Source organism: Streptomyces sp. NPDC021562, from assembly GCF_040640875.1.
Lineage (GTDB): Bacteria > Actinomycetota > Actinomycetes > Streptomycetales > Streptomycetaceae > Streptomyces.
This window is the reverse complement of the sequence record NZ_JBFACN010000002.1, coordinates 1-24,729: the sequence shown is the minus strand read 5'-3', so window position 1 is coordinate 24,729 and position 24,729 is coordinate 1. Positions and strand designations below refer to the sequence as shown.

The following is a 24,729-nucleotide window of genomic DNA, read 5'->3' as shown; positions in this document are numbered from 1 at the left end:
TAACCAAGCGTCCGGTTCACACCCCGCCGACCGTCGAGAGTGGTCCAGCCGACCGCCGAGAGTGGTTCCGCCGACCGCGGGAGTGGTCCCGCCCGCCGCCGAGAGTGAGCGCGTCCGATGCCGTACCCCCACGTCCTGCTGTCCGCCGCCGTCTCCCTGGACGGCTACCTCGACGACACCGGCCCCGAACGGCTGCTGCTCTCCTCGCCGGCCGACTTCGACCGGGTCGATGAGGTGAGGGCCGGCTCCGACGCCATCCTGATCGGCGCCGGCACGATCCGCGCGGACAACCCACGGCTCCTGGTGTACTCCGAGGCCCGCCGTGCCGCCCGGATCGCCGCCGGCCGGCCCGAGTACCCCCTCAAGGTCACGGTCACCGCGACCGGCGACCTCGACCCGGGCGCGAAGTTCTGGCACACGGGCGGCGACAAGCTCGTCTGCACGACCGACTCGGGCGCGGAGCGGGCGGCCGCCCTGGGCATCGCCGCCGACATCGTCCCGCTGGGCCCCGAGCTCGACTGGCCCGCGCTGCTGACCCACCTCCACGACGTCCGCGGTGTGGCCCGCCTGATGGTGGAGGGCGGCGGCACCGTCCACACCCAGCTGCTCCAGCGGGGCCTGGCCGACGAGCTCCAGCTGGTCCTCGCCCCGGTCTTCGTGGGCGACCCGAAGGCGCCGCGCCTGTTCGGTCCCGGCGGCTACCAGGCCGGACGGCTGCGCCTGGTGGAGACCCGCCGTATCGAGGACGTCGTCCTGATGCGCTACGAGCCCACCGCCCCCGGCGCGGGCGGCTCAGTGTCCGCCGCCGACCGCCACTGGCTGCGGCTCGCGTGCGAGCTGGCGGCCCAGTGCCCGCCCTCGGCGACGGCGTTCAGCGTCGGCGCGGTGGTGGTCGCCGCCGACGGCACGGAACTGGCCCGCGGCCACTCCAGGGAGGCGGGCGACCCGGTGGCCCACGCGGAGGAGGCGGCCCTCGCCAAGATCGACCCCGCCGACCCCCGGCTGGCCACGGCCACCGTCTACACCAGCCTGGAGCCCTGCACCCACCGCGCCTCCCGTCCCCACCCCTGCGCGGAGCTGATCCTCGGCGCGGGTGTGCGCCGGGTGGTCACGGCCTGGCGCGAGCCGGACACGTTCGTGCGGGCGGCGGACGGGACGGGGATGCTGCGGGAGCGGGGGGTGTCGGTGGTGGTCCTGGCCGAGTACGAGGCCCTGGCCAAGGCGCCGAACGCGCACCTGGAACGGCCCCGCGGCTAGGCCTCCGCGCGGCGGCGCTCGTAACCCGTGTGACTCGCACTCTTCGGATGGCGTATGCTGGTGTCACCGACGCGGGGTGGAGCAGCTCGGTAGCTCGCTGGGCTCATAACCCAGAGGTCGCAGGTTCAAATCCTGTCCCCGCTACTGAAACTCAGGGCCGGAATCCAGATCACGGATTCCGGCCCTGAGGCGTGTCCGGGCGCGTGTTTCTTGAATGCGTGGTCAACTCGACCGTTTTTGGCCGGTCGTGGCAGGTAAGTCCACCCTGTGGAAGCTTAATGATCAAGGCGAATGGCTTGGAATCTTACCTCCGGGTCTATTAACGTTCGATAACGCAGCGCGGTCGTCCCAGCCGTCACCCGAGATGGCTCCGTGCGCACGCGCCGAATCCCGTCAAGGGAACCGGGGAACCACCACCTTGGGGTGAATCGCACGGCTGCCGCCGAGTACGAATCGGTCGGTATACGCGCGTAGGAGACCTTCCTGCTCCGAACCCGTCAGCTAACCCGGTAGGCGGCGGAAGGAAAGGAGTGCGCCCGCGTGGCGTCCAACCGGCCTGCTCCGACAGCCCCGTTCGTGCCCAGCCAGCGGCAGCCCGACACCTTCGGTTACGGCACCTACCGCACCGACGAGGGCCCCTGGGAGGAGTGGAACCCCACCGAGGAGTCCCTCGCCCCCGAGCGCGGCCGGCACCGGATCGCCAAGCAGCGCGGCGGCGGACTCGCCCGCAGCTCCACGGTCCTCGGCGTCGGTGTCATCGCCGCCGTCGGCGCGGGCGGCATGGCCAGCGCCAACACCGGCCACCCGCCGGTCTCCATCTCCCTGCCGGACCTGCCCTCCGTCGACTCCCTGCTGGGCGACGGCGGCGGCCACCAGGCCACGCAGACGGCGCTGAGCAGCGTCACCACGACGGCCGCCACGGACGGGGACTCCTCGTCCGACGCCGGCGAGGCGCTGCGCAGCCGCATCATCGCCCAGGCCGAGCGGCAGCAGAACCAGCTGGACACCAAGGCCGGCGCCAAGGCCGTGGCCGCCGCCGACAGGGCGCTGGCCGCCGCGGAGGCGAAGGCGGAACAGGCCGCGGCCGCCAAGGCCGGCGCCGCCAAGGAGAAGGCGGTGGCCGCCGCCGCGCAGAAGGCCGAGCAGGCCCGGATCGCGGCGCTGGCCAAGCAGTACACGCTGCCGGTCGTGTCGTACACGATCACCGGCACCTTCGGTCAGGCCGGCTCCATGTGGTCCTCCGGCTACCACACCGGCCTCGACTTCGCCGCGCCCACCGGCACGCTGATCAAGGCCGTCCACGGCGGCACGATCACCGAGGCGGGCTGGGCCGGCTCCTACGGCTACCGCACGATCCTCACCCTCGACGACGGCACCGAGCTGTGGTTCTGCCACCAGTCGTCGATCGGCGTCAAGGTCGGCCAGAAGGTCGCCACCGGCGACGTCATCGGCCGCGTGGGCGCCACCGGCAACGTCACCGGCCCGCACCTCCACCTCGAGGTCCACCCCGGCGGCCAGCCCACCGGCATCGACCCGATGACCTGGCTGCGTGGCAAGGGCCTCAACCCCTGACGCACCTCCACCGGCCCCGGCGGGCCTCCCGCTTTTACGAGAACTTCGTACTGCCTGGGATGGCCCGCCTGCCGCGCCGCGTTGGAATGGAGCATGACTGCTTCTTCCGCATCCCCTGTCCTCCGTAAGCTCGGCGCCTCCGACCTGGAGGTGTTCCCGCTCGCCCTCGGCGGCAACGTCTTCGGCTGGACCGCCGACGAGGCCACCTCCTTCGCCGTCCTCGACGCGTACACCGCCGCGGGCGGCAACTTCGTCGACACCGCCGACTCCTACTCCGCCTGGGTCGAGGGCAACCAGGGCGGCGAGTCCGAGACGATCATCGGCAAGTGGCTCAAGGCGCGCGGCAACCGCGACGACGTGGTCGTCGCGACTAAGGTCAGCCAGCACCCCGCGTACCAGGGTCTGTCGGCCGCCAACATCAAGGCCGCCGCCGACGCGTCCCTGCGCCGCCTCGACACCGACCACATCGACCTCTACTACACCCACTTCGACAAGCCCGAGGTACCGGTGGAGGAGATCATCGGAGCGCTGGACGAGCTGGTGCGCGCCGGCAAGGTCCGGCACATCGCCGCGTCCAACATCAGCGCCGAGCGGCTCCAGGAGTCCCTGGACTTCTCCGACCGCGAGGGCCTGGCCCGGTACGTGGCCCTCCAGCCGCACTACAACCTGGTCTCCCGCGACACCTACGAGGGCCCCCTCCAGGACCTCGCCTCCCGTACCGGCCTCGCCGCGGTCCCGTACTTCGCCCTCGCCTCCGGTTTCCTCACCGGCAAGTACCGCCCCGGCACGACGGTCGACAGCGCCCGGGCGGGCGGCGCCGCCAAGTACCTGGAGTCCGAGCGCGGCCAGCGGGTGCTGGTGGCCCTGGACGAGATCGCCGAGGCCCACGCGGCGCCCGTCCCGGCGGTCGCCCTGGCCTGGCTGGCGGCCCAGCCCACCGTCACGGCCCCCATCGCCTCGGCCCGCACGGTGGAGCAGCTCCCGGCCCTCCTCGCCGTGGCGGACCTGACCCTGACGGAGGAGGAACTGCAGAAGCTGACGCGGGCTTCGGCCTGACGGCGACGGCGCACCGCTACGGCGACCGCGACGGGGCGGTGGCCCGGCTGCCCTCCGCCCCCGGTCCTCTCCCCGGGGGCGGCTGCATGTGCCGGTGCCGCGGGGTCGGCCGCGCGCCCCGGCGGCGCACGGTACGTGCACGACGGGCGTCCCGGTGGTGCCGGGCCGGCCCCCGCCTTCCCCCGGCCCCTACGACCGGTACGGGTTGTAGGGCGTGGACGGCAGGGGTGTCGCGCCGTACCACGCCGGGGCTCCGGGGAGCGGTGTGACCGGGTAGCCGTAGCCCGTGCCCGACGTGCGGGACGCGTACTCCAGGGCGGGGCGGGCGAGTTCGCGGCGGCTCCACAGTTCGGTCAGCAGTTCCCGTTCCCGTACGACGAAGTCGGCCCCCGCCCGTCCCCGCTGCCCCCGGCGCCGCAGCTGCGCGAGTGTCGTCGCGTACTCCTCGTACTCGGCGACCGCCCGCCCGGCGGGCTTCCCGAAGTGGTACGCGGCGTACTCCCGGGCGATCTGCCGGGCCCGCATCGACCCGAGGACGAACGGCTCGGCCACCCCCAGCCACCCCGCGTACACGTACGCCGGCAACTCCTCCCGCACCGTCCGCAGCTCCCGCTGCCGGGTCCACACCGCCAGCCAGGTCAGCAGCCCGAACAACGGCACCATGAACATGCCGTACACGGCGAAGAACCCGAACTGCCCGAAGGTCGAGGACCCGTTCCAGAGCGCGTGCATGCTCATCGCGAGCAGCAGCCCGCACACCGGCACCAGCACGCGCCGCGCCCGCTGCCGTTCCCCGGAGAGCGCGGCGATGCCGAAGCCGATCCCGGTGAGGACGGTGAACAGGGGGTGCGCGAAGGGCGACATGACGATGCGCACGAAGAAGGTGGCGGCGGTGACGGAGGCGATCCCGCGGTCACCGGTCAGCTGGTCGGTCCCGAAGGCGGTACCGAGGTAGAGGATGTTCTCGGTGAACGCGAACCCCGTGGCGGTGACCCCGGCCACCACCACCCCGTCCACGATCCCGGTGAAGTCCCGTCTGCGGAAGAGGAAGACCAGCAGCACGGCCGCGGCCTTCGCGGACTCCTCGACGATCGGCGCTATCACGGTCGCCCCGAGCGTGTCCGCGCCGCTCGGATCCGCGGTCGCCGTCGCTATCCAGTGGGTCGCGAAGCTGTTGGCGACGATGGCTATCAGCGCGGCCGCGCAGGCACCCCAGGCGAAGGCGAACAGCACGTTCCGCCAGGGGCCCGGCTGCACGCGGTCGAGCCACCGGAAGGCGCCCACCAGCAGCGGCACGGGCAGCACGGCGAGCCCGAGCCCGACGAGGAACCCCTCGGTCCCCGTCTGTTCCCGTACCAGCGCGAGGATGACGAGCCCGGAGACGGCCAGCAGCGTGCCCAGCGCCCCGTACCGCACCCAACGCCGCTGCCACCAGCGAGGATGCCGCAGCCCTTCGTCGGCGGGATGCGGCGGGTACTGCGGGTACGGCGGGTACTGCGGCGGGGAGGTGGCCACGGCATCGACCCTAACGAGGTGACTCCAGTCGGTGCTGCTCGCTCGGCCGCACCCGATGCTGTACGCGACGGAAGAGCAGATCGTTCACCACATGTCCCTTGTCCAGCCCCTGACCCTCGAAACGGGTCAGCGGCCGGTACGGCGGACGTGGCGCGAAACCGCCGTCGGCCTGCGTGTTCTCGAAGTCGGGGTGCGCTTCGAGCACGTCGAGCATCTGCTCGGCGTACGGCTCCCAGTCCGTCGCGCAGTGTACGGTCGCCCCCGGCTTCAGCCTGGTCGCGGCGAGGTCGAGGAACTCGGGCTGGATCAGCCGCCGCTTGTGGTGCCGCTTCTTCGGCCAGGGGTCGGGGAAGTAGACGCGCAGCCCGTCGAGCGAGTCGGGCCTGAGCATCTCCCGGAGCAGGATGATCGCGTCGCCGTTGCCGACCCGGACGTTGGACAGCCCCTGCTGGTCGGCGAGGTTGAGCAGGTTGCCCTGCCCCGGCGTGTGCACGTCCACGGCGAGGATGTTGACGCCCTGGTCCTCGGCGGCCATCTGCGCGGTGGCCTCGCCCATCCCGAACCCGATCTCCAGCACCACCGGGTTGCCGTTGCCGAACAGCTCGTCGAGGTCGATGACCCGCTGCCCGTCGATGTCCAGCCCCCACTTGGGCCACAGCCGCTGGAGCGCGTCGGCCTGCCCGGCGGTCACCCTGCTGCGGCGCGGCTGGAAGCTGCGGATCCGCCGCTCGAAGTGCGACCCGGCGGGATCGGCCCTGGGTCCGTCCGGGAACCGCGGCTCCCCCTTGGCCCGGGTGTGCCGGACGGACACCCCGGGGGTGTGGTGGGAGCCGGGGCCGGGGACGGTCCCGGCGGGCTGGGGGGCTTCGGGGGCATTGAGGGAGTCAGACACAGTGCATCCGATTTTACGGCCCGTACCCGCCGTGGCCGGGCCCCGTGCGGGAGTCACACCGAACCCAGCATCTCCAGCGCCCGCCGTGCCACCTCCCGCCCGATCGGCAGCGAGGCCGTCGCCGCGGGCGAGGGTGCGTTCAGCACGTGCACCGCGCGCGGCCCCTCCTTGATCAGGAAGTCGTCGACGAGCGTCCCGTCCCGCAGCACGGCCTGCGCCCGCACCCCGGCCGCCGCCGGCACCAGGTCGTCCTGGGCCACGGCGGGCAGCAGCCGCCGTACGGCCTTGGTGAACGCCTTCTTCGACACCGACCGGCGCAGTTCCCCGCCCCCGTACCGCCAGTGCCGGCGCGCCAGCGTCCACGAGCCCGGCCAGGCCAGCGTCCCGGCGACCTCCCGGGGCCGGACGACGCCCCAGCCGTACCCCTCGCGGGCCAGCGCCGGCACCGCGTTGGGCCCGATGTGGACACCGCCGTCGATCCCGCGCGTGAGGTGCACCCCGAGGAACGGGAACGCCGGGTCCGGCACCGGGTACACCAGCCCACGCACCAGCTCCGGCCGGGCCAGCTCGTAGTACTCGCCGCGGAACGGCACGATCCGCATGCCCGGCTCGTCGCCGGTCAGCCGCGCGAGCTCGTCGCAGTACAGCCCGGCGCAGTTCACCAGCACGCGCGCGCGTACGACGTCGCCGCGCGAGGTGAGCACGGCCACGCCCCGCTCCGGGCGCCGGTCCACCCGGACGACCCGGGCGCCGTACCGGATGTCGGCCCCCGACGCCGCGGCGAGCTGCCGCGCGACGCCCACGAAGTCGCAGACCCCGGTGGTCCCCACGTGTATGGCGGCCAGCCCCCGCACCTCGGGCTCGTACTCGCCGATCTGGGCGGCCCCCAGTTCGCGCACCGGTATGCCGTTCTCCCGGCCGCGCTGGACGAGCGCGTGCAGCCGGGGCAGCTCGGCCCGCTCGGTGGCGACGATCAGCTTGCCGGTGACGGCGTGGGCGATGCCGTACTCCGCGCAGAACTTGACCATCTCGGCGGCGCCCTCGACCGCGTACCGGGCCTTCAGCGACCCGGGCCGGTAGTAGATCCCGCTGTGGATGACCCCGCTGTTCCGCCCGGTCTGGTGCCGGGCGGCCCCGGCCTCCTTCTCCAGCACCGTGACCCGGGTCCCGGGCGCGGCGCGGGTGATCGCGTACGCCGTGGACAGCCCGACGATCCCCCCACCGACGACGAGCACGTCACAGTCGTAAGCAATCCCGGCGCGCACCTGCACCACCTCCCACATCGATAGTGCACTGCGCCACTGACAGTCACTTCAAACGCACGCGATTGCGCGACAAGCCCCCACGCACCCGCACCCGCCCGATCACATGAACCCGGCAGACGTTGAGGCGCCCCTCACGCAGGCGCCATCAACAACGGCCGCGCCCGCTCGCGCAGCTCCACCACCCGCGGCTCGTCCCCGTACGGTTCCAGCCGGTGCAGCAGATCCTTCACGTACTCGGTGGTCCGCGCCGACGAGATCCGCCCCGCCACCTCCACGGCCCGCACCCCCTGCTCGCACGCGGCGTCGAGGTTCCCGGACTCCAGTTCGGCCACGGCGGACACGACCAGCCGCAGCCCGTGCGACCGCACGAACTCCTCCGTCGGCTTCGACAGCGCCTGCTCCGTGAACCTGCGCACCTGGCGCGGCGCCTTCAGGTCCCGGTAGCACTCGGCGGCGTCGGCGGCGAACCGGTCGTAGCCGTAGAAACCGAGCCACGAGGGATCGTTGTCCCCCTCGCGCGCCCGTTCCAGCCAGCCCTCCGCGGCCTTCAGCGCGGCCCCCGCGGCCGGGGCGTCGCCCGCGCGCGCGTGGGCCCGCGCCTCGACCAGCCGGAAGAAGCTCATGGTCCGCGCGGTCGCCAGCCCCCGGTTGCGTTCGACCGCGGCCTGCGCGAGGTCCACGCCCTCGTCGCCGAACCCGCGGTACGTCGCCTGCAACGACATCGATGCCAGCACGTACCCGCCGAGCGGTACGTCCGCGGCCGCGCGGGCGAGCCGCAGGGCCTGGATGTAGTACCGCTGCGCGGCCTCCTGCTGACCGGTGTCGAACGCCATCCACCCGGCCAGCCGCGTCAGCTCGGCACTCGCCCCGAACAACGCCCGCCCGACCTCGTCGGAGTACGCGCCGAGCAGCAGCGGTGCCGCCTCCACCCGTAAACACTCCGGCACCATCGAGGAACGCCAGTCACCGCCGCCGTACTTGGAGTCCCAGCGCCTGGCGTCCTCGGCGGCCTCCCGCAGTTTCTGCACATCGCTGTGGCCGACTTTGAGCGGTGCGCCCGCACCCTCGGCGCCGATCGCCTCGCGCGCGACCGAACTGTCGGCGGGGGTTATCAGCCAGCGCGAGGCAGGCGTTGCGTATGCGCTCACTGCGAACGATCCGGCCAGCGACTGCCAGATGCCGCCGGTACCTGCCCGGCGGCCGGCCAGGTCGAGACGGTACAGGTCCGTCGCGGACCGCACCGCCTGTCCGACGTCCCTGGGGAAGGCGAGGCCCACTTCGGGCGCGGGATCCGCGTCCGCCAGGCCGATCTCGTGGAGCGGCACCGGGCGGCCGAGCTTCTGGCCGATCGCGGCGGCGATGAGGTGCGGCGCGGCACCCTGCGGCACCATGCCCTTCGACACCCAGCGCGCCACCGACGTCTTGTCGTAGCGAAGAGTCAACCCGCGTTGCGCGCCAAGGTCGTTGACGCGTCGTGCGAGTCCTGCGTTGCTGATTCCCGCGAGGGCGAGAACGGCGCCGAGCTTTTCGTTCGGCCCGCGTTGCTCCCTGGACATGCGCCACCCCTCGACACAGACGGCTGCCGCGCTGGCATAACCACGCGGCATTCGTAAACCCAGCGTAGTTCGCCGCATCCCAAGCGTTAAGGGGCATTGTTCCGGATGGCGGGATTGTGGTCCGTACGCGAGTGCGGCCCATATACGCACCGTGCACGGCCTGTCGCGCCGTGCCCCCGCCGTGTGGCCGTGCGCCCGCCCGTGCGCTCTTCTCCGGCCATGGGGGGAGCGGTTCCATGGTTTCTGCGTGGGTCGGCCCGCTGTACTGGATCCAGCGGGCTGGGGGACACCGCCACCTTCATCCCCGCGGGTGGCGGACCGGTCCGGGAGGCGATGCCCGCCTCCCGGACTGTGCGTGTCCCGACACGCGCGCGTGTGATGCGCAAAGCATGTACGGAGCGTGCGCAAGCCCCCGCGGCCTTCGCCGATTTGGCCGAAAATCGACCCCGCCCTTCGTGGGTGATCAACGCTCCTACCATGGGAATTGAGGGCGCGAAGGGCGTTCTGGGGGAGCGTTCAGGGGGCGCATTCACGTCGCAGTTGACCTGCGCCCCACGGCGGTTCGCCTCTTCCGCGGCATTCGCATGCGCCCTCTCCTGCGACAACTCCGCGACGCCCGACGGGGATCAAAGGCACCCCCGCCGTCCCTACGAAGCGAGCCGTTCATGGCAGCATGGGGACCCGGTTCGTACCGTGCATGGTTGTCCACAGCCTGTGGAGGCGTCGATGCGGTGGTTGGTGGGATGGAGCAGCACCGCCTCCGGTGCCGCCACGATCGGCTCCGCCGGCGCCCTGGGGTACGACGGCGAGACCGTCCACCCGGTCGGCTCCATGCTGCTGTGGGGCGACCCCGACCCGCTCTGGGCGGTCGGCGACTGGCGTCCCGACGAGGTTCGGGTGATCAAGGCCGACGGACCGAACCGCATCGCCGTCCTCGGCACCTGCGGCGCCACCGACGAGGAGCTGCGCCTCGGCCTCTTCACGGCGCGCGGGGGCGCACTCCGGCATCTGACCGCCTGGCCCGGCAGCTACACGGCCGTCGTCCAGGTCGGCCGCCGGATCACCGTCTGCGGCGACCTCGCGGGCGCCCGCCCGGTCTTCCACAGCTCCTGGGCCGGTGGTACCGCCTACGCCACGGCCGCGCTGCCGCTCGCCGACCTCATCGAGGCCAACCTCGACTACGGCCACCTCGCCGCGCTGCTCGCCGCCCCCGACGTACCGGCCGCGCTGCACGACTCCACGCCCTACGAGGGCGTACGGCGCGTTCCGCCGGGGCATGCGCTGATCCTGCGCGCCGGGGCGCGCGAGGTCGCGGGGTACGAGCAGGTCACCTCGCTGGCCGTCGCGGCACCCTCCGCCGACCCCGACAGCGCGGTGGACGCGGTACGGGACGCGCTCGTAGAAGCCGTACGCGCACGGCTGTCGGCGCCCCGGCACGTCCCGGACATCGACCCCGGTCCGGTCCCCGGAATGGGCCCCGCCGAGCGGCGGGCGGCCCGCGGGATGCCGGTGCCCGGCATCGGCGCGGATCTCTCCGGCGGCCCGGCGTCCGGGACCCTCGCCCTGCTCGCCGCCGGGCTGCCCGGCATGCCCGGCACCGTTCTCGGCCACGGCACGGGCGCCGGCGAACGCCTCCTCGCCGTCACCTTCAACGACCTCGCCGTGGCCGGCCGCGAGTCGGAAGTCGAACGGGCCGGAACCCTGGCGGCCAACCCGCGTCTGCACCACGTGGTGGTGACCGGCGGCGAGGAGATCCTCCCGTACGCCGACCTGGACGGTCCCCTGACCGACGAACCCGGGCCGTCCCTGGTCTCCGCGGCCCGGCACCGCGCCCGGCTCGCCGCGGGCAGCGCCGACCACTTCACCGGCTACGGCGCCCGCCAGGTCCTGGACGCGCACCCCGCCCGCCTCGCCGACCTCCTGATGGACCGCAAGCGGCGCCACCTGGTCCGCCCGGTGGCCGCGCTCGCCAAGGCCGACGGCTCGGTGATGGTCCCCGCGCGCGTGTACGGCGCGGCGCGCAAACTGGCGCGTACGCCGTACCGCGCGGGCGTCGAGTCCCTCGCCGAACGCCTGCTCAGACGCCGCTTCGACGACCCCGGAGGCGCCGTCGGGGCGTCCCTGGCGGCGCTCACGTGGGCGAGACCCGGCCCCGCGGCGCGCTGGCTGACAGGTGAGGCCCTGGCAGAAGTATCGGTTCTGCTCCAGGGCTCGGCGAACCGCTCCGGCGTCGGCCCCGGGCAACGCCCCGGAGACTACCGCGCGCGTGCGGTGCTGGCCCGGCACGCGGCCGACATCCGGGTGCTGGAACAGGCCGCCGAGATCCGCTCCCAGCGGCTGCACGCGCCCTTCCTCGACAACCAGGTGGTCCGCGCCTGCCGCGCCCTCCCCGAGGCGCTGCGCGTCCAGCCGGGCGCCCGCGCGGCCATCCTCCGCATGGTCCTGGAGGGCGCCGGCGTCACCGACCTCCCGCCGGGCTGGGGCGCCCCCTCGCACGCGTCCTCCGCGGCGGCCACCCGTACCGGGCTGCGCGTGGCGGTCGACGAACTGATCGAACTCTTCTCCACGCCGTTGCTGGCGCAGGCCGGGCTGGTGGAGGCACGGGTGGTCCGCAAGGCGCTGCGCGCCGCGGCGGCGGGCGAGCCGCTGCCGCTGGACGGGCTGGCCGACCTGGTCTCCCTGGAGCTGTGGCTGCGCCGGCTCCTCTCCCGCCGGGGCACCTGCTGGACCGGCACCCCGGCCCGCGCGCGTGCGGTGCCGGCGGGGATCCGACCGATGCGGGGGGCCCTGGCCTCGGGGGCGTGACCCTGCGGGGGCCGGGGGGCCGGTGGGGCGGCGTCGGCGGTTGTCCGGCCGCGAGCCGGCGGGAGTCGCTCACGCCCGTGCGGCGGCAGCCACGTATCGGATACGGCCCCGTGCCTCCGACGGGGCGCTGTCGGCTGTGTCTCGTCGACCGTGGGCGGGCCGTGCCTTCCCGAGTGCCCGAAGGCATGGGGCCCAGGCGGCACGGGCGGGTGCGGCGGCAGGCGGATATCGGATGGGACCCCGTGCCTTCGACGGGGTGCTGTCCGGCCGTGTCCCGTCGAGCCGCGGGCGGTCGTGCTTCTCCGAGTGCCCGAAAGGCATGGGAGGTGCCCCAGGCGGCACGGGTCGGTGCGACCGGTGCCCCGTCGGCGCTGGTGAGCGTCCCCCGGCCCGGGCGGCCTTTCGACACCCCGCGTTCGAAACTCCGTGACCCCGCTTCCCGGCCCGGTGACAATGACCCGGTGCGGTACCGAATCCTGGGCGTGGCCCGAGCCAGCGACGACCAAGGGGTGACCGTACCCGTCGGCGGCCCCCGGGTCCGGGCCCTGCTCACCGCCCTCGCCCTGCATCCCGGCCGCAGCCTCACCCCGGAAGCCCTCGTCGGGGAGATCTGGGCGGCCGACGAGACCCTGCCCCAGGACGCCCCCGCCGCCCTCCAGGCCCTCGTCGGACGCCTGCGCAGGGCGTTGGGCAGGGACAGCGTCGCCTCCACCCCCGGCGGTTACCGGCTGACCGCCACCGAGGACGACATAGACCTGCACGTCTTCGAGCGGCGGGTACGCGAGGGCACGGAAGCCCTGGCCACGGGCGACACCGCGACGGCCCACCGCGTCCTCACCGAGGCCCTCGCCCTGTGGCACGGGCCCGCCCTCGCCGACCTCCCCGACCGTGCGACGGCCGCCGCCCGGCCCGAAGCGCTCCGCCTGGACGCCACCAGGGCCCGCGCCGACGCCGCCCTCGCCCTCGGCCGTGCCCGCGACGTCCTACCGGAGCTGACCGAGCTGACCACGGCCCACCCGTACGACGAACCGCTGCACGCCCTCCTCATCCGTGCGCTGCGCGACACCGGCCGCCCGGCGGACGCCCTCGCCGCCTACGAGACCGCCCGCCGCACCCTCGCCGACGGCCTCGGCACCGACCCGGGACAGGAACTCCGGGACCTGCACGCGTCGTTGCTGACACAGGAGCCCACCCTGCTCCCCGCGCCCCCGCCCCGCACCGGCAACCTCCGTCCGCGCCTTACCTCTTTCGTGGGCCGGGAACCCGAGCTGGAAGCCATCCGTTCCGAATTGCACAGGGCCCGTCTCGTCACCCTCACCGGACCGGGCGGCTCCGGAAAGACCCGTCTCGCCGAGGAGGCCGCCGTCCGGCTCCCACAGGCCTGGCTGGTCGAGCTCGCCCCGCTCGACCGGCCGGAGGCGGTGCCAGGCGCGGTGGTCAGCGCGCTCGGTCTGCGCGAGACCGTGCTCATGACCAACGAACTGGCGAACCCGGGGGCCGACCCCACAGCCCTGCTCATCGAGTACTGCGCCCGCCGCAGCCAACTCCTGATCCTTGACAACTGCGAACACGTCATCGAAGCGGCGGCCGCCCTCGCCGAGACCCTGCTCACTCACTGCCCCGGGCTCACGATCCTCGCCACCAGCCGGGAGCCCCTGGGCGTCCCGGGTGAGTGGGTGCGCCCGGTCGAGCCCCTCGCCCCCGAGCAGGCGCACCGCCTCTTCGAGGAGCGCGCAGCCACCGTCCGCCCCGGCACCGGCGCCGAGCCGGGGTACGCGGCGGCGGTCGGCGAGATCTGCCGGCGCCTGGACGGACTGCCGCTCGCCATCGAGCTCGCGGCGGCCAGGCTGCGGCTGCTGACGCCCCGGCAGATCGCGGACCGCCTCGACGACCGCTTCCGGCTGCTCACCTCCGGCAGCCGCACGGTCCTGCCCCGCCAGCAGACGCTGCGCGCGGTCGTCGACTGGTCCTGGGACCTGCTCGACGAGCGGGAGCGGACGGTCCTGTGCGAGGTCTCCGTCTTCGCGGGCGGCTGGGACCTCGCGGCGGCGGAGGCCGTGTGCACCGGCCCCGCGGCGGACCTGATCGGGGCTCTCGTCGACAAGTCCCTGATCGTCGCCACCCCGGACGTACCACGGGTGCTCGACGGCGCCGCCGGTGACAGCGTCCCCGGAGCCATGCGCTACCGCACCCTGGAGACCATCCACGAGTACGCCGTGGAACGCGCCGCGGAGCGGCCCGGACTGCGCGCCGCGGCGGAGCAGCGGCACCGGGCGTGGGTGCGCGCGCTGGTGACGCAGGCGGAGCCGAAACTGCGCTCCGCGGAGCAACTCCCCTGGATCCGCCGCCTGGAGACCGACCTGGACAACATCCGTGCCGCCGTCGCCCGCGCGGTGCGCGCGGGCGACGAGGCGGAGGCGGGCGCGATCGTCTTGGCCGTCTGCTGGTTCTGGTGGCTGCGCAACTACCGTCAGGAGGCGATGGCCTCGGTGCGTGCGGTGCTGTGCCTCGGCGTCGCCCGGGACGCCCTGCCGAAGGACGCGGGACCGGACGAACTGCGGGTGTTCGCCGACACGGCCGACCCGATCGGCGCCCTGCTGGCCACCACCGAGGACGCCGAGGCCGGGCACCCGCTGCGCGAGCTGCGCATGGACCTGCGGCTGTTCCACCTCTTCCTGATGTCCGAGTCCGACCCCACGGACTTCCTGACGGACCAGCGCCTCCGGCCGTACCTCGCCCGGGTACGGGCCGCCTACGAGCGCGGCGGGCCCCGGGCCGCGCGGCTGCCCGGCCTCATCTGGCCGCTGACGGCCTGGTACCTGGGCGGCCCGGTGGACATCGGCCCCGACATGGCCGCCGTCGTCGCCAACTGCCGGGCCCACGGCGGGGACTGGGAGGTCGGCGTCACGCTGATGTACCGCGCCCATGTCCGGGTCGACTCACCGGGGAATCTCCGGGGCATCGACGAGGACCTGGCCGAGTTGCGGATCCTCAGCCGGCGGGTCGGGGACCGCTGGATGCGGGCGCAGGTGTGCAGCGCGGCGGGCGAGGCCGACATGGCGCGCGGCCGGTTCGGCCAGGCGGCGGGTGAGTACGAGGAGGCGCTGCGGCTCGCCCACGAGGTGGGCGCGCACGCCGAGACGCCGTTCCTGCTGGCGCGGCTCGCCGAGATCGCCTTCCGGGCCGGTGACGTGGCGGGTGCCCACACCGCCCTGGACCGGGCGGCCGAGGCCTGCGAACGGTACGGGGTGGCGGAGACGAAGGCGTACGTGGCGCTGCTGCGGGCGCAGCTCGCTCACCACGACGGGGACCTGCCCACGGCGCTCGAGCACTACGCGGTCGCCCGCACGGCCACCGCGCAGGGCACCCCGCCCCCGCAGTTCACAGCGGCGTTCCGAGCGGTGGAGGCGCTGCTCGTGGCGGTGGAGCACGGTCCGGCCCAGGGGCTGCCGATCGTGGCCGACGCGCTGCGCGAGGCGACGGCACAGCGGTGCGCCGAGGTCATCACGGCCGGCCTCGCGGACATCGCCGCCGACCTGCTGGCCCGGCTCGGCGATCTGGCGGTCGCGGTACGGCTGTTCGCGGCCGCCGACCAGTGGCGCGACGGAGCCCCCCGGCCGGAACCGGAACGCGGCCGCGCCGAGGAGGTCGACGCGGCGGCCCGCACGGCGCTGACCCCGCAGCGCTACGCGGCCGAGCGCTCGCGCGGTGCGTCCCTCACCGAGGAGGACGTCGCACGCGAGCTGGACGGGACTTTCGCAACACGCCCTAGCGGCAGCTGAACGTCGACTCGGCCCAGTCGGCGAGCGCGAGCGAGTCGAAGGCGCCGTTCTGCGGCTCGACCACCAGGCGCACGGTGCGGCGCCCCGTGAGGTTCACGTGGACGGGGACGGCTGCCTGGCCGCCCTCGACCGTTCCGGACCGCCACAGCCGCACCCCGTCCCCGTAGACGGCGAAGACGACCTTGCCGAGGCCGAGGGTCAGGTCGTCGACGCCGGCCATCGCGTCGTAGGCGGTGCACTGCCGGTTCAGGTCGATGGTGACGGAGGAGGAGCCGTGCACGGTGACGCCGTGCGCGTACTCCTTGCCGGCGACCGTCACGCCGTGGCGCTGCCACACCCAGCTGCTCTGGCCGAGCCGCATCTCGGGCCGGGTGCCGTCGCCGGTGACGTCGAAGCGCAGCTCGTTCCACTGGTAGACGACCGGGGCGGGCGGCGGCGTGGGCGCCTGGGTGGGCATGGGGATCGGGCGCGGGCTGGGTGTGGGCGGCGGAGTGGGGGTCGGGGTGGGGGCCGGTTTCGGCTTCGGGCTCGGGCGCGGGCTGGGTGGGGGAGCCGAGGCCGGGGTGGGCGTGGGGGTCGGCTCGGGTGCGAGGACCACGGGCTCGGGTGCGGGCTTCTGCCTGGGCGGGGCGGGGGCCGGGGAAGCGGGCCGGACGACCGGTGCGGACGGGGCGGGGCGGGCGGCCTCCTTCACGGGGTGGCCGTGGTTCGTCAGGGCGAGGGCGACCGCGGCGATCGCCGCGGCGACCACGCCGGCGGCGACACCGGCCTTGACCGGCGCCCCCAGGCCCTTCGAGGCCGCGGCCCCGCCGCCCGCCCCACCGCCGGACGAGCCGCTCGCCGCGGCCGCCGCACCCGCGGCCCCGGCTCCGGCGCCACCGGCGACGATCCCGAGCGCCTTGGCGTACCCGGCGGCCCCGAACCAGCCGATGACCGCGACCGGTACGACGGCCGGGATACCGGCGGCCACCTCCTCGATCTGGACGGCGGCCAGCCGGCACCGGGCGCACTCCTCCAGATGCTTGCGCAGCCCCCGCTCCGCGCGGATGCGCAGCTTTCCGCGGGCGTAACCGCCCAGTTGGTCGGCGTAGCGGGCGCACTCCTCGTCGTCGGTGAGGGCGGCGCTGACATGGGCCTGGAGGTAGGCCTGCTTGAGCCCTTCGCGGGCCCGGCTGGCGAGCACCCGGGTGCCGTTGGCGTCGAGTCCGAAGAGGGTGGCCACCTCGCTCGGCGACTCGTCCTCGACCTCGGTGTGCCACAGCACGGCCTGCCAGCGCTCGGGCAGCGAACGGAAGGCCCGCATGGCCATCGACTGCTCGGCCTCGTGCATCGCGCGGACGTCGGCGCCCGGGTCGAGCGTGTCGTCGCCGGACCCCCCGGAACCGTGCGAGGCCTGCGCCGCGAACACCGCGAAGTCGTCGACGAGCTGCTCACGCCGGGCCGACCTGATCCACTGGGCCGCGACCCGCCGTACGGAGGTGAGCAGATAGGCGCGCACGGCGTGTTCGGGCCCGTGTCCGCCGCGCACGGCCTGCAGCATCCGGGCGAACACCTCGGCGGTCAGGTCGTCGGCGGTGTGGCCGTCCCGGCAGCAGCCGCGCGCGTACCGCCGTACCGCGTCGGCGTGCCGCCGGTACAGCTCCGCGTACGCCGCGTCGTCGCCGGCCCGCATCCGCTCGATCAGCAGCCCGTCGGCGGGCGGCAGCTCCCGGCGCGGCGGCAGCACGCTCCCGTCGCGCTGTGCCGGAACGTTCCCCTCCGGCGGCGCGGGGGGCGGGGCAGCGGACCGGCCGCCCTGGCCGGGCACCTGGGGCGCGGTCGTCTCGTCCCCGACGGACGCGTCGTCCCACCCGTCAACGCTCATCGCGGACGCCCCCGATGCCTGCCCGAACCGACCGATTCACCGGGTCAGACTCCCACAGGGGAGTTCGTCCCGGCCGCTGAGGAACGGACGTACCACTCGTCCGAGCGCACTTGCCGGCGCGGTGCATCCGACGGTCACCCCCGAGGGGAGACCGGCGACGGCCGCGCCGCGAAGGGACCCCGGGCGGTGACCGGCGGGTGGCCACCGCCGCGCGGGCGCACCGTCAGGACCGCGACCGCAGTCCCTCCAGCAGGATGTCCAGCAACCGGGCCGAAGCCGCCGCCTGCTGGGCCGCGTCCGGCAGCGACGGCGCCGCCGTGGCGATCACCAGCAGCACGTCGGAGACGGAGACGTCCGGCCGCAACTCGCCGGCCGCCCGCGCCCGGTCCACCAGCCGCCCCACCACGTCGAGCAGCGCGGCGGCCCCCGCGTCGTCGGCGCCGCCGGCCACCGGCTCCTCCGCCACCAGCCGCAACTCCGCTGCCCCCGGCTGGGTCCGCTGCTGCGGCACCCGGGTCTCCTCGGCCCCGGCGCCCGCGCTCACGCCGCCGACCTCCTCCGGCACCCCGACCCGCAGCACCTGCGGCGGCAGCAGCCGCCCCGCGCCGGACGCCACCGACGTGCGCAGGAAGCGCGCCAGCGCCGACCACGGCTCGTCCTCCTGGCCGAGGGCGGCCCGCGCCTGGTCGGTCAGCCGGGAGGTCTCCTCCTCGGCTATTCGCCGGACCAGCACGTCCTTGCTCGGGAAGCGCCGGTACACCGTGCCGACCCCGACCCGCGCCCGCCGCGCCACGTCCTCCATCGGCGCGCCGTAGCCCAGTTCGCCGAAGACCTCGCGCGCCGCCCGCAGCACGTGTTCCAGATTGCGCTGTGCGTCCACCCGCAGCGGCGTCGTACGCGGGCCGTCACCGCGTCCGCTGCCCGCCGCCGCGCTCACCGTTCCGCCGCCGGACGCGAGAGCGGAAGCCGGTGACCAATGTGTGTCCTGAATATGCATCTGTGTTCCCCCGGTTAATGACGTCTCCCCCCGGAGACTCTCCCCGCACTGATAGCCGGAGCGAGCGGAACCGACGCCGGGCGGACCGCCCGTCGTGGGCCGTTCGGCCACTTCCCCCACACCCCGTCGACACACGAACATAGTTGAGAGGCTGTCAATTCAGAAGGGGGACGTTCCGCACGGAGCGCCCCCCGATCGGAGTACGCGTCGCCTACGTCCCGATTCGATGCCTTCGCGCCCCCTCGTCCGCCCCCACTGACCTGGCCCCTTTCGTCCGGTGCGGAAGGCGCACCCGGCGCCCCGCACAGCCGCCCGCCGGTCACACAAATTGCCGGGGCTGTGGACAAACAAGAGTCACGGGTGCGTCATGGGATGGTGAAGGAACGTGCGCGCATTCTCGTTGTCGGCGGCGGCTACGTCGGGATGTACACGGCCCTGCGGCTGCAACGGACACTGAAGCGGGAGCTCAGCCGGGGCGAGGTCGACATCACTGTCGTCGCTCCCGACCCCTACATGACGTATCAGCCGTTTCTTCCCGAGGCGGCCGCGGGTTCGATTTCCCCTCGTCATGTCGTCGTACCCCTGCGGCGCGTCCTGGACCGGTGCCATGTCGTCATCGGCGAGGTGACGTCCGTCGAGCACGCCGCGCGGACCGCCGCCGTCACCACGCTCGCCACCGCGGAGGAGCGAAAAGGCGCCACTTTTCTGCAGTACGACGAACTGGTGCTCGCCCCCGGCTCCGTCGCGCGCACGCTGCCCATCCCCGGCCTCGCCGAGCACGGCATCGGCTTCAAGACCGTCGAGGAGGCCATCGGCCTGCGCAACCACGTCATCGAGCAGATGGACATCGCCTCCTCCACCCGCGACCCCGCGGTCCGCGACGCCGCCCTCACCTTCGTCTTCGTCGGCGGCGGCTACGCGGGCGTGGAGGCACTCGGCGAACTGGAGGACATGGCCCGCTACACCGCGCGCTACTACCACAACATCCAGCCCGAGGACATGAAATGGATCCTGGTCGAGGCCACCGACCGGATCCTCCCCGAGGTCGGCCACGAACTCGGCCGCTACACGATCACCGAACTGCGCCGCCGCAACATCCAGGTGCTACTCGGCACCCGCCTGGAATCCTGCGCCGACCGGGTCGCCGTGCTCAGCGACGGCCAGCGCTTCCCGACCCGCACGCTCGTCTGGACGGCCGGCGTCAAACCGAACCCCCTGCTCGCCGCCACCGATCTGCCGCGCACCCCGCGCGGGCGGCTGAAATGCACCGCCGAGCTGACGATCGACGGCGTCGACCACGCATGGGCCGCGGGCGACGCCGCCGCCGTCCCCGACGTCACCGCCGCCGAACCCGGCACCGAGACCGCCCCCAACGCCCAGCATGCGGTCCGCCAGGCCAGGGTCCTCGGCGACAACATCGCGCACGCCCTGCGCGGTGAACCCCTCGACACCTACCAGCACGCCTACGTCGGCTCCGTCGCCTCCCTCGGCCTGCACAAAGGCGTCGCCCAGGTCTACGGGCGCAAGCTGAAGGGCTACCCTGCCTGGTTCATGCACCGCGTCTACCACCTGAGCAGGGTGCCCACCGTGAACCGCAAGGCCCGCGTGCTCGCCGAATGGACCCTCTCCGGGCTCTTCAAACGGGAGATCGTCTCGCTCGGATCACTCGAACATCCCCGAGCGGAGTTCGAACTCGCGGCCGGTGGAAAGCCTCCTCACAGCCCCTCCGACGACTCGAACGGGTCGTCCTGACGGGAACGAGGAACTCCACGGGCCGCCCCGGCGTCTGACGGATGTCGCCGCCGACGGCCACCCTGCCAGACTGCCCTGCGACCGAGCACAAGGCTTCTCCCCAGAACTGCACCGGGGGACCTCCCCCGGACTCCCCGGCCGCTCCCGTCAGCCGGCCGGAGACGACGACACGAGGCAAGGATTCGTGAACTTCACGCGCTGGAGCGCCCGGCTCCCCGGAACGCAGCGCCGCGCCGCAGCGCGGACCGAGCACGCGGTCCCCCCGGACCGACGGGGAGAAGGCTCCGTGCCGGCTGCCCGCGCCGAACAACTGACCGACGACCCGCTCGGCGTGCCCGCCGTCGACGAACTGCCCGCCCGTGACGTCCTCGACCACGTCCCGGCCCTGGTCGCCCTCGTCCACGGCCCGGACCACCGCATCGCCTACCTCAACGACGCCTACACGGCGGCCTTCGGCGCGAGACCCCAGGGCGCCCCGGCCCGCGAGGCCCTCCCCGAACTCGCGGAACTCGGTCTCCTCCCGCTCCTCGACCAGGTGCTGCGCAGCGGCAAGCCCCGCACCCTCAAGTCCCGCAAGGCCCTCGACGGCCGCACCTACACGTTCACCTGCACCCCCGTAGCAGAGAACGACGACCGTGACGGCGGTGTCCTGCTCTTCGCCACCGACGTCACCGACCACGCGGAAGCGGCGGAGCGACTGCGCGCCAGCGAACGCAGCCAGCGCGAGACGGCCGTGACCCTCCAGCGCAGCCTGCTCCCGCAGGAACTCGAACAGCCGGACGACCTGCGCATCGCGGCCACCTACCAGCCCGGCGGCACCGAAGCCGCGGTCGGCGGCGACTGGTACGACGTCATCACCCTCGGCGGCGGCCGCACGGCCCTCGTCATCGGCGACGTCATGGGCCGCGGTGTCCGCGCGGCGGCCGTGATGGGCCAGCTCCGTACGGCCGTCCGGGCCTACGCCCGCCTGGACCTCCCCCCGCACGAGGTGCTCCAGCTCCTCGACGGCCTCGCCACCGAGATCGACCCCAACCAGATCGCCACCTGCGTCTACGCCGTCCACGACCCGAACGAGGGAAGGCTGGTGTACGCCTCCGCCGGCCACCTCCCGATCCTCGTCCGCGACGAGAGCGGGACCGTGCTGCGCACCGACGAGCCGACCGGCCCGCCGCTGGGCACCGGCGGCTGGGTGCACACGTCGGGCTCGGTACCGCTGGGGCCCGGTTCCACGGCCGTCCTCTACACGGACGGCCTGGTGGAACGCCGCAACGAGGACCTGGACGAGGGGATCGCGGCGCTGGAACGCGCGCTGGCGGGGGCCACCGGCACCCCGGGGGTCGTCTGCGACCGCCTGGTCCGCTCCGCCGGCGTCACGGCCGGCCACGACGACGACGTCGCCGTCCTGGTGCTCCAGCACCCGGCCCGCACCGGCCCCGACGGCGAGCTGTTCCGCAACGCCGCACTGGACCTCCTCGGCGGGATCGAGGCGGCGCCCCGTGCGCGGGCGTTCGCCTCCGGGGTGCTGACCAGCTGGCGCTTCCCGGCCGACCTCCACGACCTGGGCGTCCTCGCCACCAGCGAACTGGTCGCCAACTCCCTTCAGCACGGCACCCCGCCCATGCGGCTGCGGCTCCGCCGCACCGACCGCCGACTGATCATCGAGGTGACGGACGGCGACGACCACCTGCCCCGGCGCCGCCGCGCGGAACCGGGGGACGAGTCGGGGCGGGGGATCGCGATCGTCGCGACGATCGCGTCCGGCTGGGGGTCCCGGCGGACGCCCGGGGGCGGGAAGGCGGTGTGGTGCGAGTTCGTGCTGCCGAAGGGATAGCCCCGTAGGGTGCGGCCCTTACGCGGACACGGACTCCGAAGCCGCGCCGCCCCGTGCCACGACCCTGCTCCTCGCGGCGAGCCAAGGGTGATCCTGGGCCGTCGTCAACCCCTTCCCGAGCCGTATCGCCAGGACACTGATCCCCAGGGAGAACAACAGGAACGTCGCGATGTACGGCGTCGGCAGCGAGGCCCCCAGCGGGCCTCCCACTGCCGGGCCGACCGCTAGCGCGAGCTGCTTCACCAGAGCGAACGCCGAGTTGTACTGGCCGGCCATCCCGGTCGGCGCAAGGTCGGCCACCAGCGGCGCCACCGTCGGCGACAGCATGGCCTCACCCAGCCCGAACAGCGCGTACGTCGACACGAACGCGGCCGTCGCCATCTCCTGACTGCCGTGCCCCAGCCCCGCGTATCCGGCCACGGCCCACGCCACGGCCCAGATCAGCCCGACCCCGGCGATCACCCGCGACCGCCGTCGGCGCTCGACGAACTTGAGCACGGCGAACTGGACGACGACGATCATCAAGGTGTTCGCGGCCAGCGCGGTCCCCAGGGCCGACGTCGATATCCCGGCGGCCTCGACGCCGTACGCGCTCAGCCCGGACTCGAACTGTCCGTAGCAAGCGAAGAACAGCACGAAGCCCAGCACGGAGAGCTGAACCATCGCCCGGTTCTCCAGCAGCTGCCGCCAGCCGCCCTTGGCGGAGACGGCCGGAGCGTCCGCGATCCGCGGCGCGTGAGGCGTGCGCACCGTCGACATCACCACGGCCAGCAGCAGGAACATCGCCGCCTCGATCGCGAACAGCAGCGTGAACGACGAGACGCGGGCCGTGTCGACGAGGTGGCCGCCGATGAGACCACCGACGCCCAGCCCCAGGTTCTGCAGGAAGAACTGGGTCGCGAAGGCACGCGACCTCGTCTCCGCAGCCGAGCAGTCCACGATCATCGTCGCCAGGGCGGGCTGCATGACCGCCTGTCCCGCCCCGAGCAGCGCGGCGGCGCCCAGCACGGTCGGCGCGCTCCCCGCCAGACCCAGGCTCAGCGCTCCGACAGCGGCCGTGACCAGGGTGGCGAGAAGGACCGGAAGTGGACCGCGCCGCACGATCGCCCGACCGGCGAGCGGCAGCACGATCAGCGCGGCCACGGCGAAGACGGCCAGCACGAGCCCCGCCGTCATGGCACCGAGCCCCCGCACCTGCGCCACATAGACGTACAGGTAGGGGACGGTGAAACCGAGCCCGAACGCGCTGAGTGCGTTGCCCACGTGGATCCGGCGCATCGCTGCGCCCATCGCCCTGGTCACGTTCACCTCTCTCAGGTAGTTGAGTCGTCGGACTGCTGAAGTCTGAAGACTTAGAAGCTAAAGTTCGAAGCTAAAGAGTACATCCCGAAGGACTTCGACGCCAAGCCCGGCCGTGCGATACTGCGCCCATGGCCGAGACCCCCGGCGCCGCCGAGCCGACACTCGACGAACAGATCGCCGCCTACCAGCGCGAGTTCCAGGACCTCGACCCACAGGTCGAGCAGGTCGTCTCGGCGCTGTCCCGGCTCAACCGCCGGATGAACGTGGCCTATGGCCGCCAGACCGCGGCCCTCGGCATCAGCAACGCGGAGTGGGAGGTCCTCAAGGCCCTCGTCCTCTCCGGCGCCCCCTACCGCATGGGCCCCAGCGAGCTGGCCAAGCGCCTCGGCCTCACCCCGGCCGCGATGACGCACCGGATCGACCGCATGGTCACCGAGGGCCTCGTCACCCGGGAGCGGGACGAGAACAACCGCGTTCGGGTGATCGTCGAGCTGACCCCCGAGGGCCGCGAGAAGTGGCTGGAGGCGATGCGCCTCGCCACGGTCTTCGAGGAGGACCTGCTCCAGGACCTCTCCACCGCGGAGCGCGCGGTGCTCGGCGAGGTCCTCATCAGACTGCTGCGCCGCGTGGAGCACGCCCAGCCCGACGCCGGCGGCCGGCTCACGGACCTGGACTAAAAGATCTTGACAGAGGGTGCTTGACACGCCCCTGGCCGATCCGTAGAGTTCTTCGGGTTGCCGGAGAGCCGGAACGGTTCTTCGACAGCACCTCAGCCGCCCCGAGCGGCACAACAAACCACAGCACGATCTCCTGACGGGGTTGTATTCGGCATGCCCGAATTCAATTCGAATATGGGTCGGCGGCCTCGATTGGGAATCGCCGAGCGGATCCGCTAAGGTTTGAGACGTCGGAACGGCCCAACAGCCGGGATGACAACCCCCGCTGACTGGGGATCAGGGCCGAAAGGATCTGATAGAGTCGGAAACGCAAGACCGAAGGGAAGCCCGGAGGAAAGCCCGAGAGGGTGAGTACAAAGGAAGCGACCGTTCCTTGAGAACTCAACAGCGTGCCAAAAGTCAACGCCAGATATGTTGATACCCCGTCTCCGGCCGATACCGGCTGGGGCGAGGTTCCTTTGAAGAAATACACAGCGAGGACGCTGTGAACGGTCGGATCATTCCTCCGATCGTTCCGCTCTCGTGGTGTCGTCCCGATTACGGGAAAACATTCACGGAGAGTTTGATCCTGGCTCAGGACGAACGCTGGCGGCGTGCTTAACACAT

General features: G+C 73.2%; 15 protein-coding genes, 1 tRNA gene and 1 riboswitch. Of the genes, 9 read left to right on the top strand and 7 right to left on the bottom strand.

Going from position 1 to position 24,729, the window contains the following annotated elements; all coding sequences use genetic code 11:
• Positions 1-117: 117 nt before the first annotated feature.
• From AB0G52_RS02465 to AB0G52_RS02450, 4 genes are all read left to right on the top strand, one after another.
• Positions 118-1,257 (top strand): dihydrofolate reductase family protein, encoded by a 1,140-nt coding sequence (locus AB0G52_RS02465; RefSeq protein ID WP_361332985.1) that lies wholly within the window; start codon positions 118-120, stop codon positions 1,255-1,257.
• A 70-nt stretch (positions 1,258-1,327) separates the two neighbouring features.
• Positions 1,328-1,401, top strand: a tRNA-Met gene (locus AB0G52_RS02460).
• A 227-nt stretch (positions 1,402-1,628) separates the two neighbouring features.
• A riboswitch (cyclic di-AMP (ydaO/yuaA leader) is annotated at positions 1,629-1,790 on the top strand.
• A gap of 7 nt (positions 1,791-1,797) precedes the next feature.
• A complete protein-coding gene (locus AB0G52_RS02455; protein ID WP_132888186.1) occupies positions 1,798-2,829 on the top strand; it encodes a M23 family metallopeptidase in 1,032 nt (343 codons plus the stop codon).
• Positions 2,830-2,922: 93 nt separating this feature from the next.
• On the top strand, positions 2,923-3,885 hold the full coding sequence (locus AB0G52_RS02450; protein ID WP_361332982.1) for an aldo/keto reductase: 963 nt from the start codon (positions 2,923-2,925) through the stop codon (positions 3,883-3,885).
• Between the two features lie 189 nt (positions 3,886-4,074).
• Here AB0G52_RS02450 and AB0G52_RS02445 read toward each other — a convergent pair whose 3' ends face one another.
• The 4 genes from AB0G52_RS02445 to AB0G52_RS02430 all read right to left on the bottom strand — a co-directional run bounded on the left by AB0G52_RS02445 (position 4,075) and on the right by AB0G52_RS02430 (position 9,113).
• On the bottom strand, positions 4,075-5,334 hold the full coding sequence (locus tag AB0G52_RS02445) for a PrsW family intramembrane metalloprotease (RefSeq protein WP_361333666.1): 1,260 nt from the start codon (positions 5,332-5,334) through the stop codon (positions 4,075-4,077).
• A gap of 76 nt (positions 5,335-5,410) precedes the next feature.
• Positions 5,411-6,292 (bottom strand): tRNA (guanosine(46)-N7)-methyltransferase TrmB, encoded by an 882-nt coding sequence (gene trmB, locus AB0G52_RS02440; RefSeq protein WP_207921674.1) that lies wholly within the window; start codon positions 6,290-6,292, stop codon positions 5,411-5,413.
• A gap of 53 nt (positions 6,293-6,345) precedes the next feature.
• Positions 6,346-7,566, bottom strand: coding sequence for an L-2-hydroxyglutarate oxidase (gene lhgO / locus AB0G52_RS02435; protein WP_361332979.1), 1,221 nt, complete (start codon positions 7,564-7,566; stop codon positions 6,346-6,348).
• A 122-nt stretch (positions 7,567-7,688) separates the two neighbouring features.
• The gene (locus AB0G52_RS02430) at positions 7,689-9,113 is read right to left on the bottom strand and encodes an MFS transporter (protein WP_132888182.1); all 1,425 of its coding nucleotides are present in this window, start codon (positions 9,111-9,113) and stop codon (positions 7,689-7,691) included.
• A 726-nt stretch (positions 9,114-9,839) separates the two neighbouring features.
• On the opposite strand from AB0G52_RS02430, the gene AB0G52_RS02425 reads away from it, so the two are divergent.
• Positions 9,840-11,918: an asparagine synthase-related protein gene (locus tag AB0G52_RS02425; RefSeq protein ID WP_132888181.1), complete on the top strand. Its 2,079-nt coding sequence runs from the start codon at positions 9,840-9,842 to the stop codon at positions 11,916-11,918.
• 461 nt (positions 11,919-12,379) lie between these two features.
• Positions 12,380-15,700 (top strand): BTAD domain-containing putative transcriptional regulator, encoded by a 3,321-nt coding sequence (locus AB0G52_RS02420; RefSeq protein ID WP_361332974.1) that lies wholly within the window; start codon positions 12,380-12,382, stop codon positions 15,698-15,700.
• On the opposite strand, the gene AB0G52_RS02415 is transcribed toward AB0G52_RS02420, so the two are convergent.
• Together AB0G52_RS02415 and AB0G52_RS02410 are read right to left on the bottom strand one after the other, a co-directional pair.
• Positions 15,687-17,564 carry a sigma-70 family RNA polymerase sigma factor gene (locus AB0G52_RS02415; protein ID WP_361332971.1) on the bottom strand — a complete coding sequence of 626 codons (1,878 nt, stop codon included), beginning with the start codon at positions 17,562-17,564 and terminating at the stop codon, positions 15,687-15,689. The genes AB0G52_RS02420 and AB0G52_RS02415 overlap by 14 nt on opposite strands.
• 223 nt (positions 17,565-17,787) lie before the next feature.
• A complete protein-coding gene (locus AB0G52_RS02410; RefSeq protein ID WP_132888179.1) occupies positions 17,788-18,561 on the bottom strand; it encodes a helix-turn-helix domain-containing protein in 774 nt (257 codons plus the stop codon).
• Positions 18,562-18,933: 372 nt separating this feature from the next.
• On the opposite strand from AB0G52_RS02410, the gene AB0G52_RS02405 reads away from it, so the two are divergent.
• Positions 18,934-20,313, top strand: coding sequence for an NAD(P)/FAD-dependent oxidoreductase (locus AB0G52_RS02405; RefSeq protein ID WP_132888178.1), 1,380 nt, complete (start codon positions 18,934-18,936; stop codon positions 20,311-20,313).
• A 184-nt stretch (positions 20,314-20,497) separates the two neighbouring features.
• A complete protein-coding gene (locus tag AB0G52_RS02400; RefSeq protein WP_361332967.1) occupies positions 20,498-22,144 on the top strand; it encodes a SpoIIE family protein phosphatase in 1,647 nt (548 codons plus the stop codon).
• An 18-nt stretch (positions 22,145-22,162) separates the two neighbouring features.
• On the opposite strand, the gene AB0G52_RS02395 is transcribed toward AB0G52_RS02400, so the two are convergent.
• The gene (locus tag AB0G52_RS02395) at positions 22,163-23,422 is read right to left on the bottom strand and encodes an MFS transporter (RefSeq protein WP_361333662.1); all 1,260 of its coding nucleotides are present in this window, start codon (positions 23,420-23,422) and stop codon (positions 22,163-22,165) included.
• 152 nt (positions 23,423-23,574) lie between these two features.
• On the opposite strand from AB0G52_RS02395, the gene AB0G52_RS02390 reads away from it, so the two are divergent.
• Positions 23,575-24,123 carry a MarR family transcriptional regulator gene (locus AB0G52_RS02390; RefSeq protein ID WP_132888175.1) on the top strand — a complete coding sequence of 183 codons (549 nt, stop codon included), beginning with the start codon at positions 23,575-23,577 and terminating at the stop codon, positions 24,121-24,123.
• Positions 24,124-24,729 lie beyond the last annotated feature (606 nt).

What these genes read in the sequence shown, in the direction of transcription:
- AB0G52_RS02465 (WP_361332985.1), top strand. Translation starts at nt 118, where the DNA reads ATGCCGTACCCCCACGTCCTGCTGTCCGCCGCCGTCTCCCTGGACGGC.
- AB0G52_RS02450 (WP_361332982.1), top strand. Translation starts at nt 2,923, where the DNA reads ATGACTGCTTCTTCCGCATCCCCTGTCCTCCGTAAGCTCGGCGCCTCC.
- AB0G52_RS02430 (WP_132888182.1), bottom strand. Translation starts at nt 9,113, where the DNA reads ATGTCCAGGGAGCAACGCGGGCCGAACGAAAAGCTCGGCGCCGTTCTC.
- AB0G52_RS02425 (WP_132888181.1), top strand. Translation starts at nt 9,840, where the DNA reads ATGCGGTGGTTGGTGGGATGGAGCAGCACCGCCTCCGGTGCCGCCACG.
- AB0G52_RS02415 (WP_361332971.1), bottom strand. Translation starts at nt 17,564, where the DNA reads ATGAGCGTTGACGGGTGGGACGACGCGTCCGTCGGGGACGAGACGACC.
- AB0G52_RS02410 (WP_132888179.1), bottom strand. Translation starts at nt 18,561, where the DNA reads ATGCATATTCAGGACACACATTGGTCACCGGCTTCCGCTCTCGCGTCC.
- AB0G52_RS02405 (WP_132888178.1), top strand. Translation starts at nt 18,934, where the DNA reads ATGGTGAAGGAACGTGCGCGCATTCTCGTTGTCGGCGGCGGCTACGTC.
- AB0G52_RS02395 (WP_361333662.1), bottom strand. Translation starts at nt 23,422, where the DNA reads ATGCGCCGGATCCACGTGGGCAACGCACTCAGCGCGTTCGGGCTCGGT.
- AB0G52_RS02390 (WP_132888175.1), top strand. Translation starts at nt 23,575, where the DNA reads ATGGCCGAGACCCCCGGCGCCGCCGAGCCGACACTCGACGAACAGATC.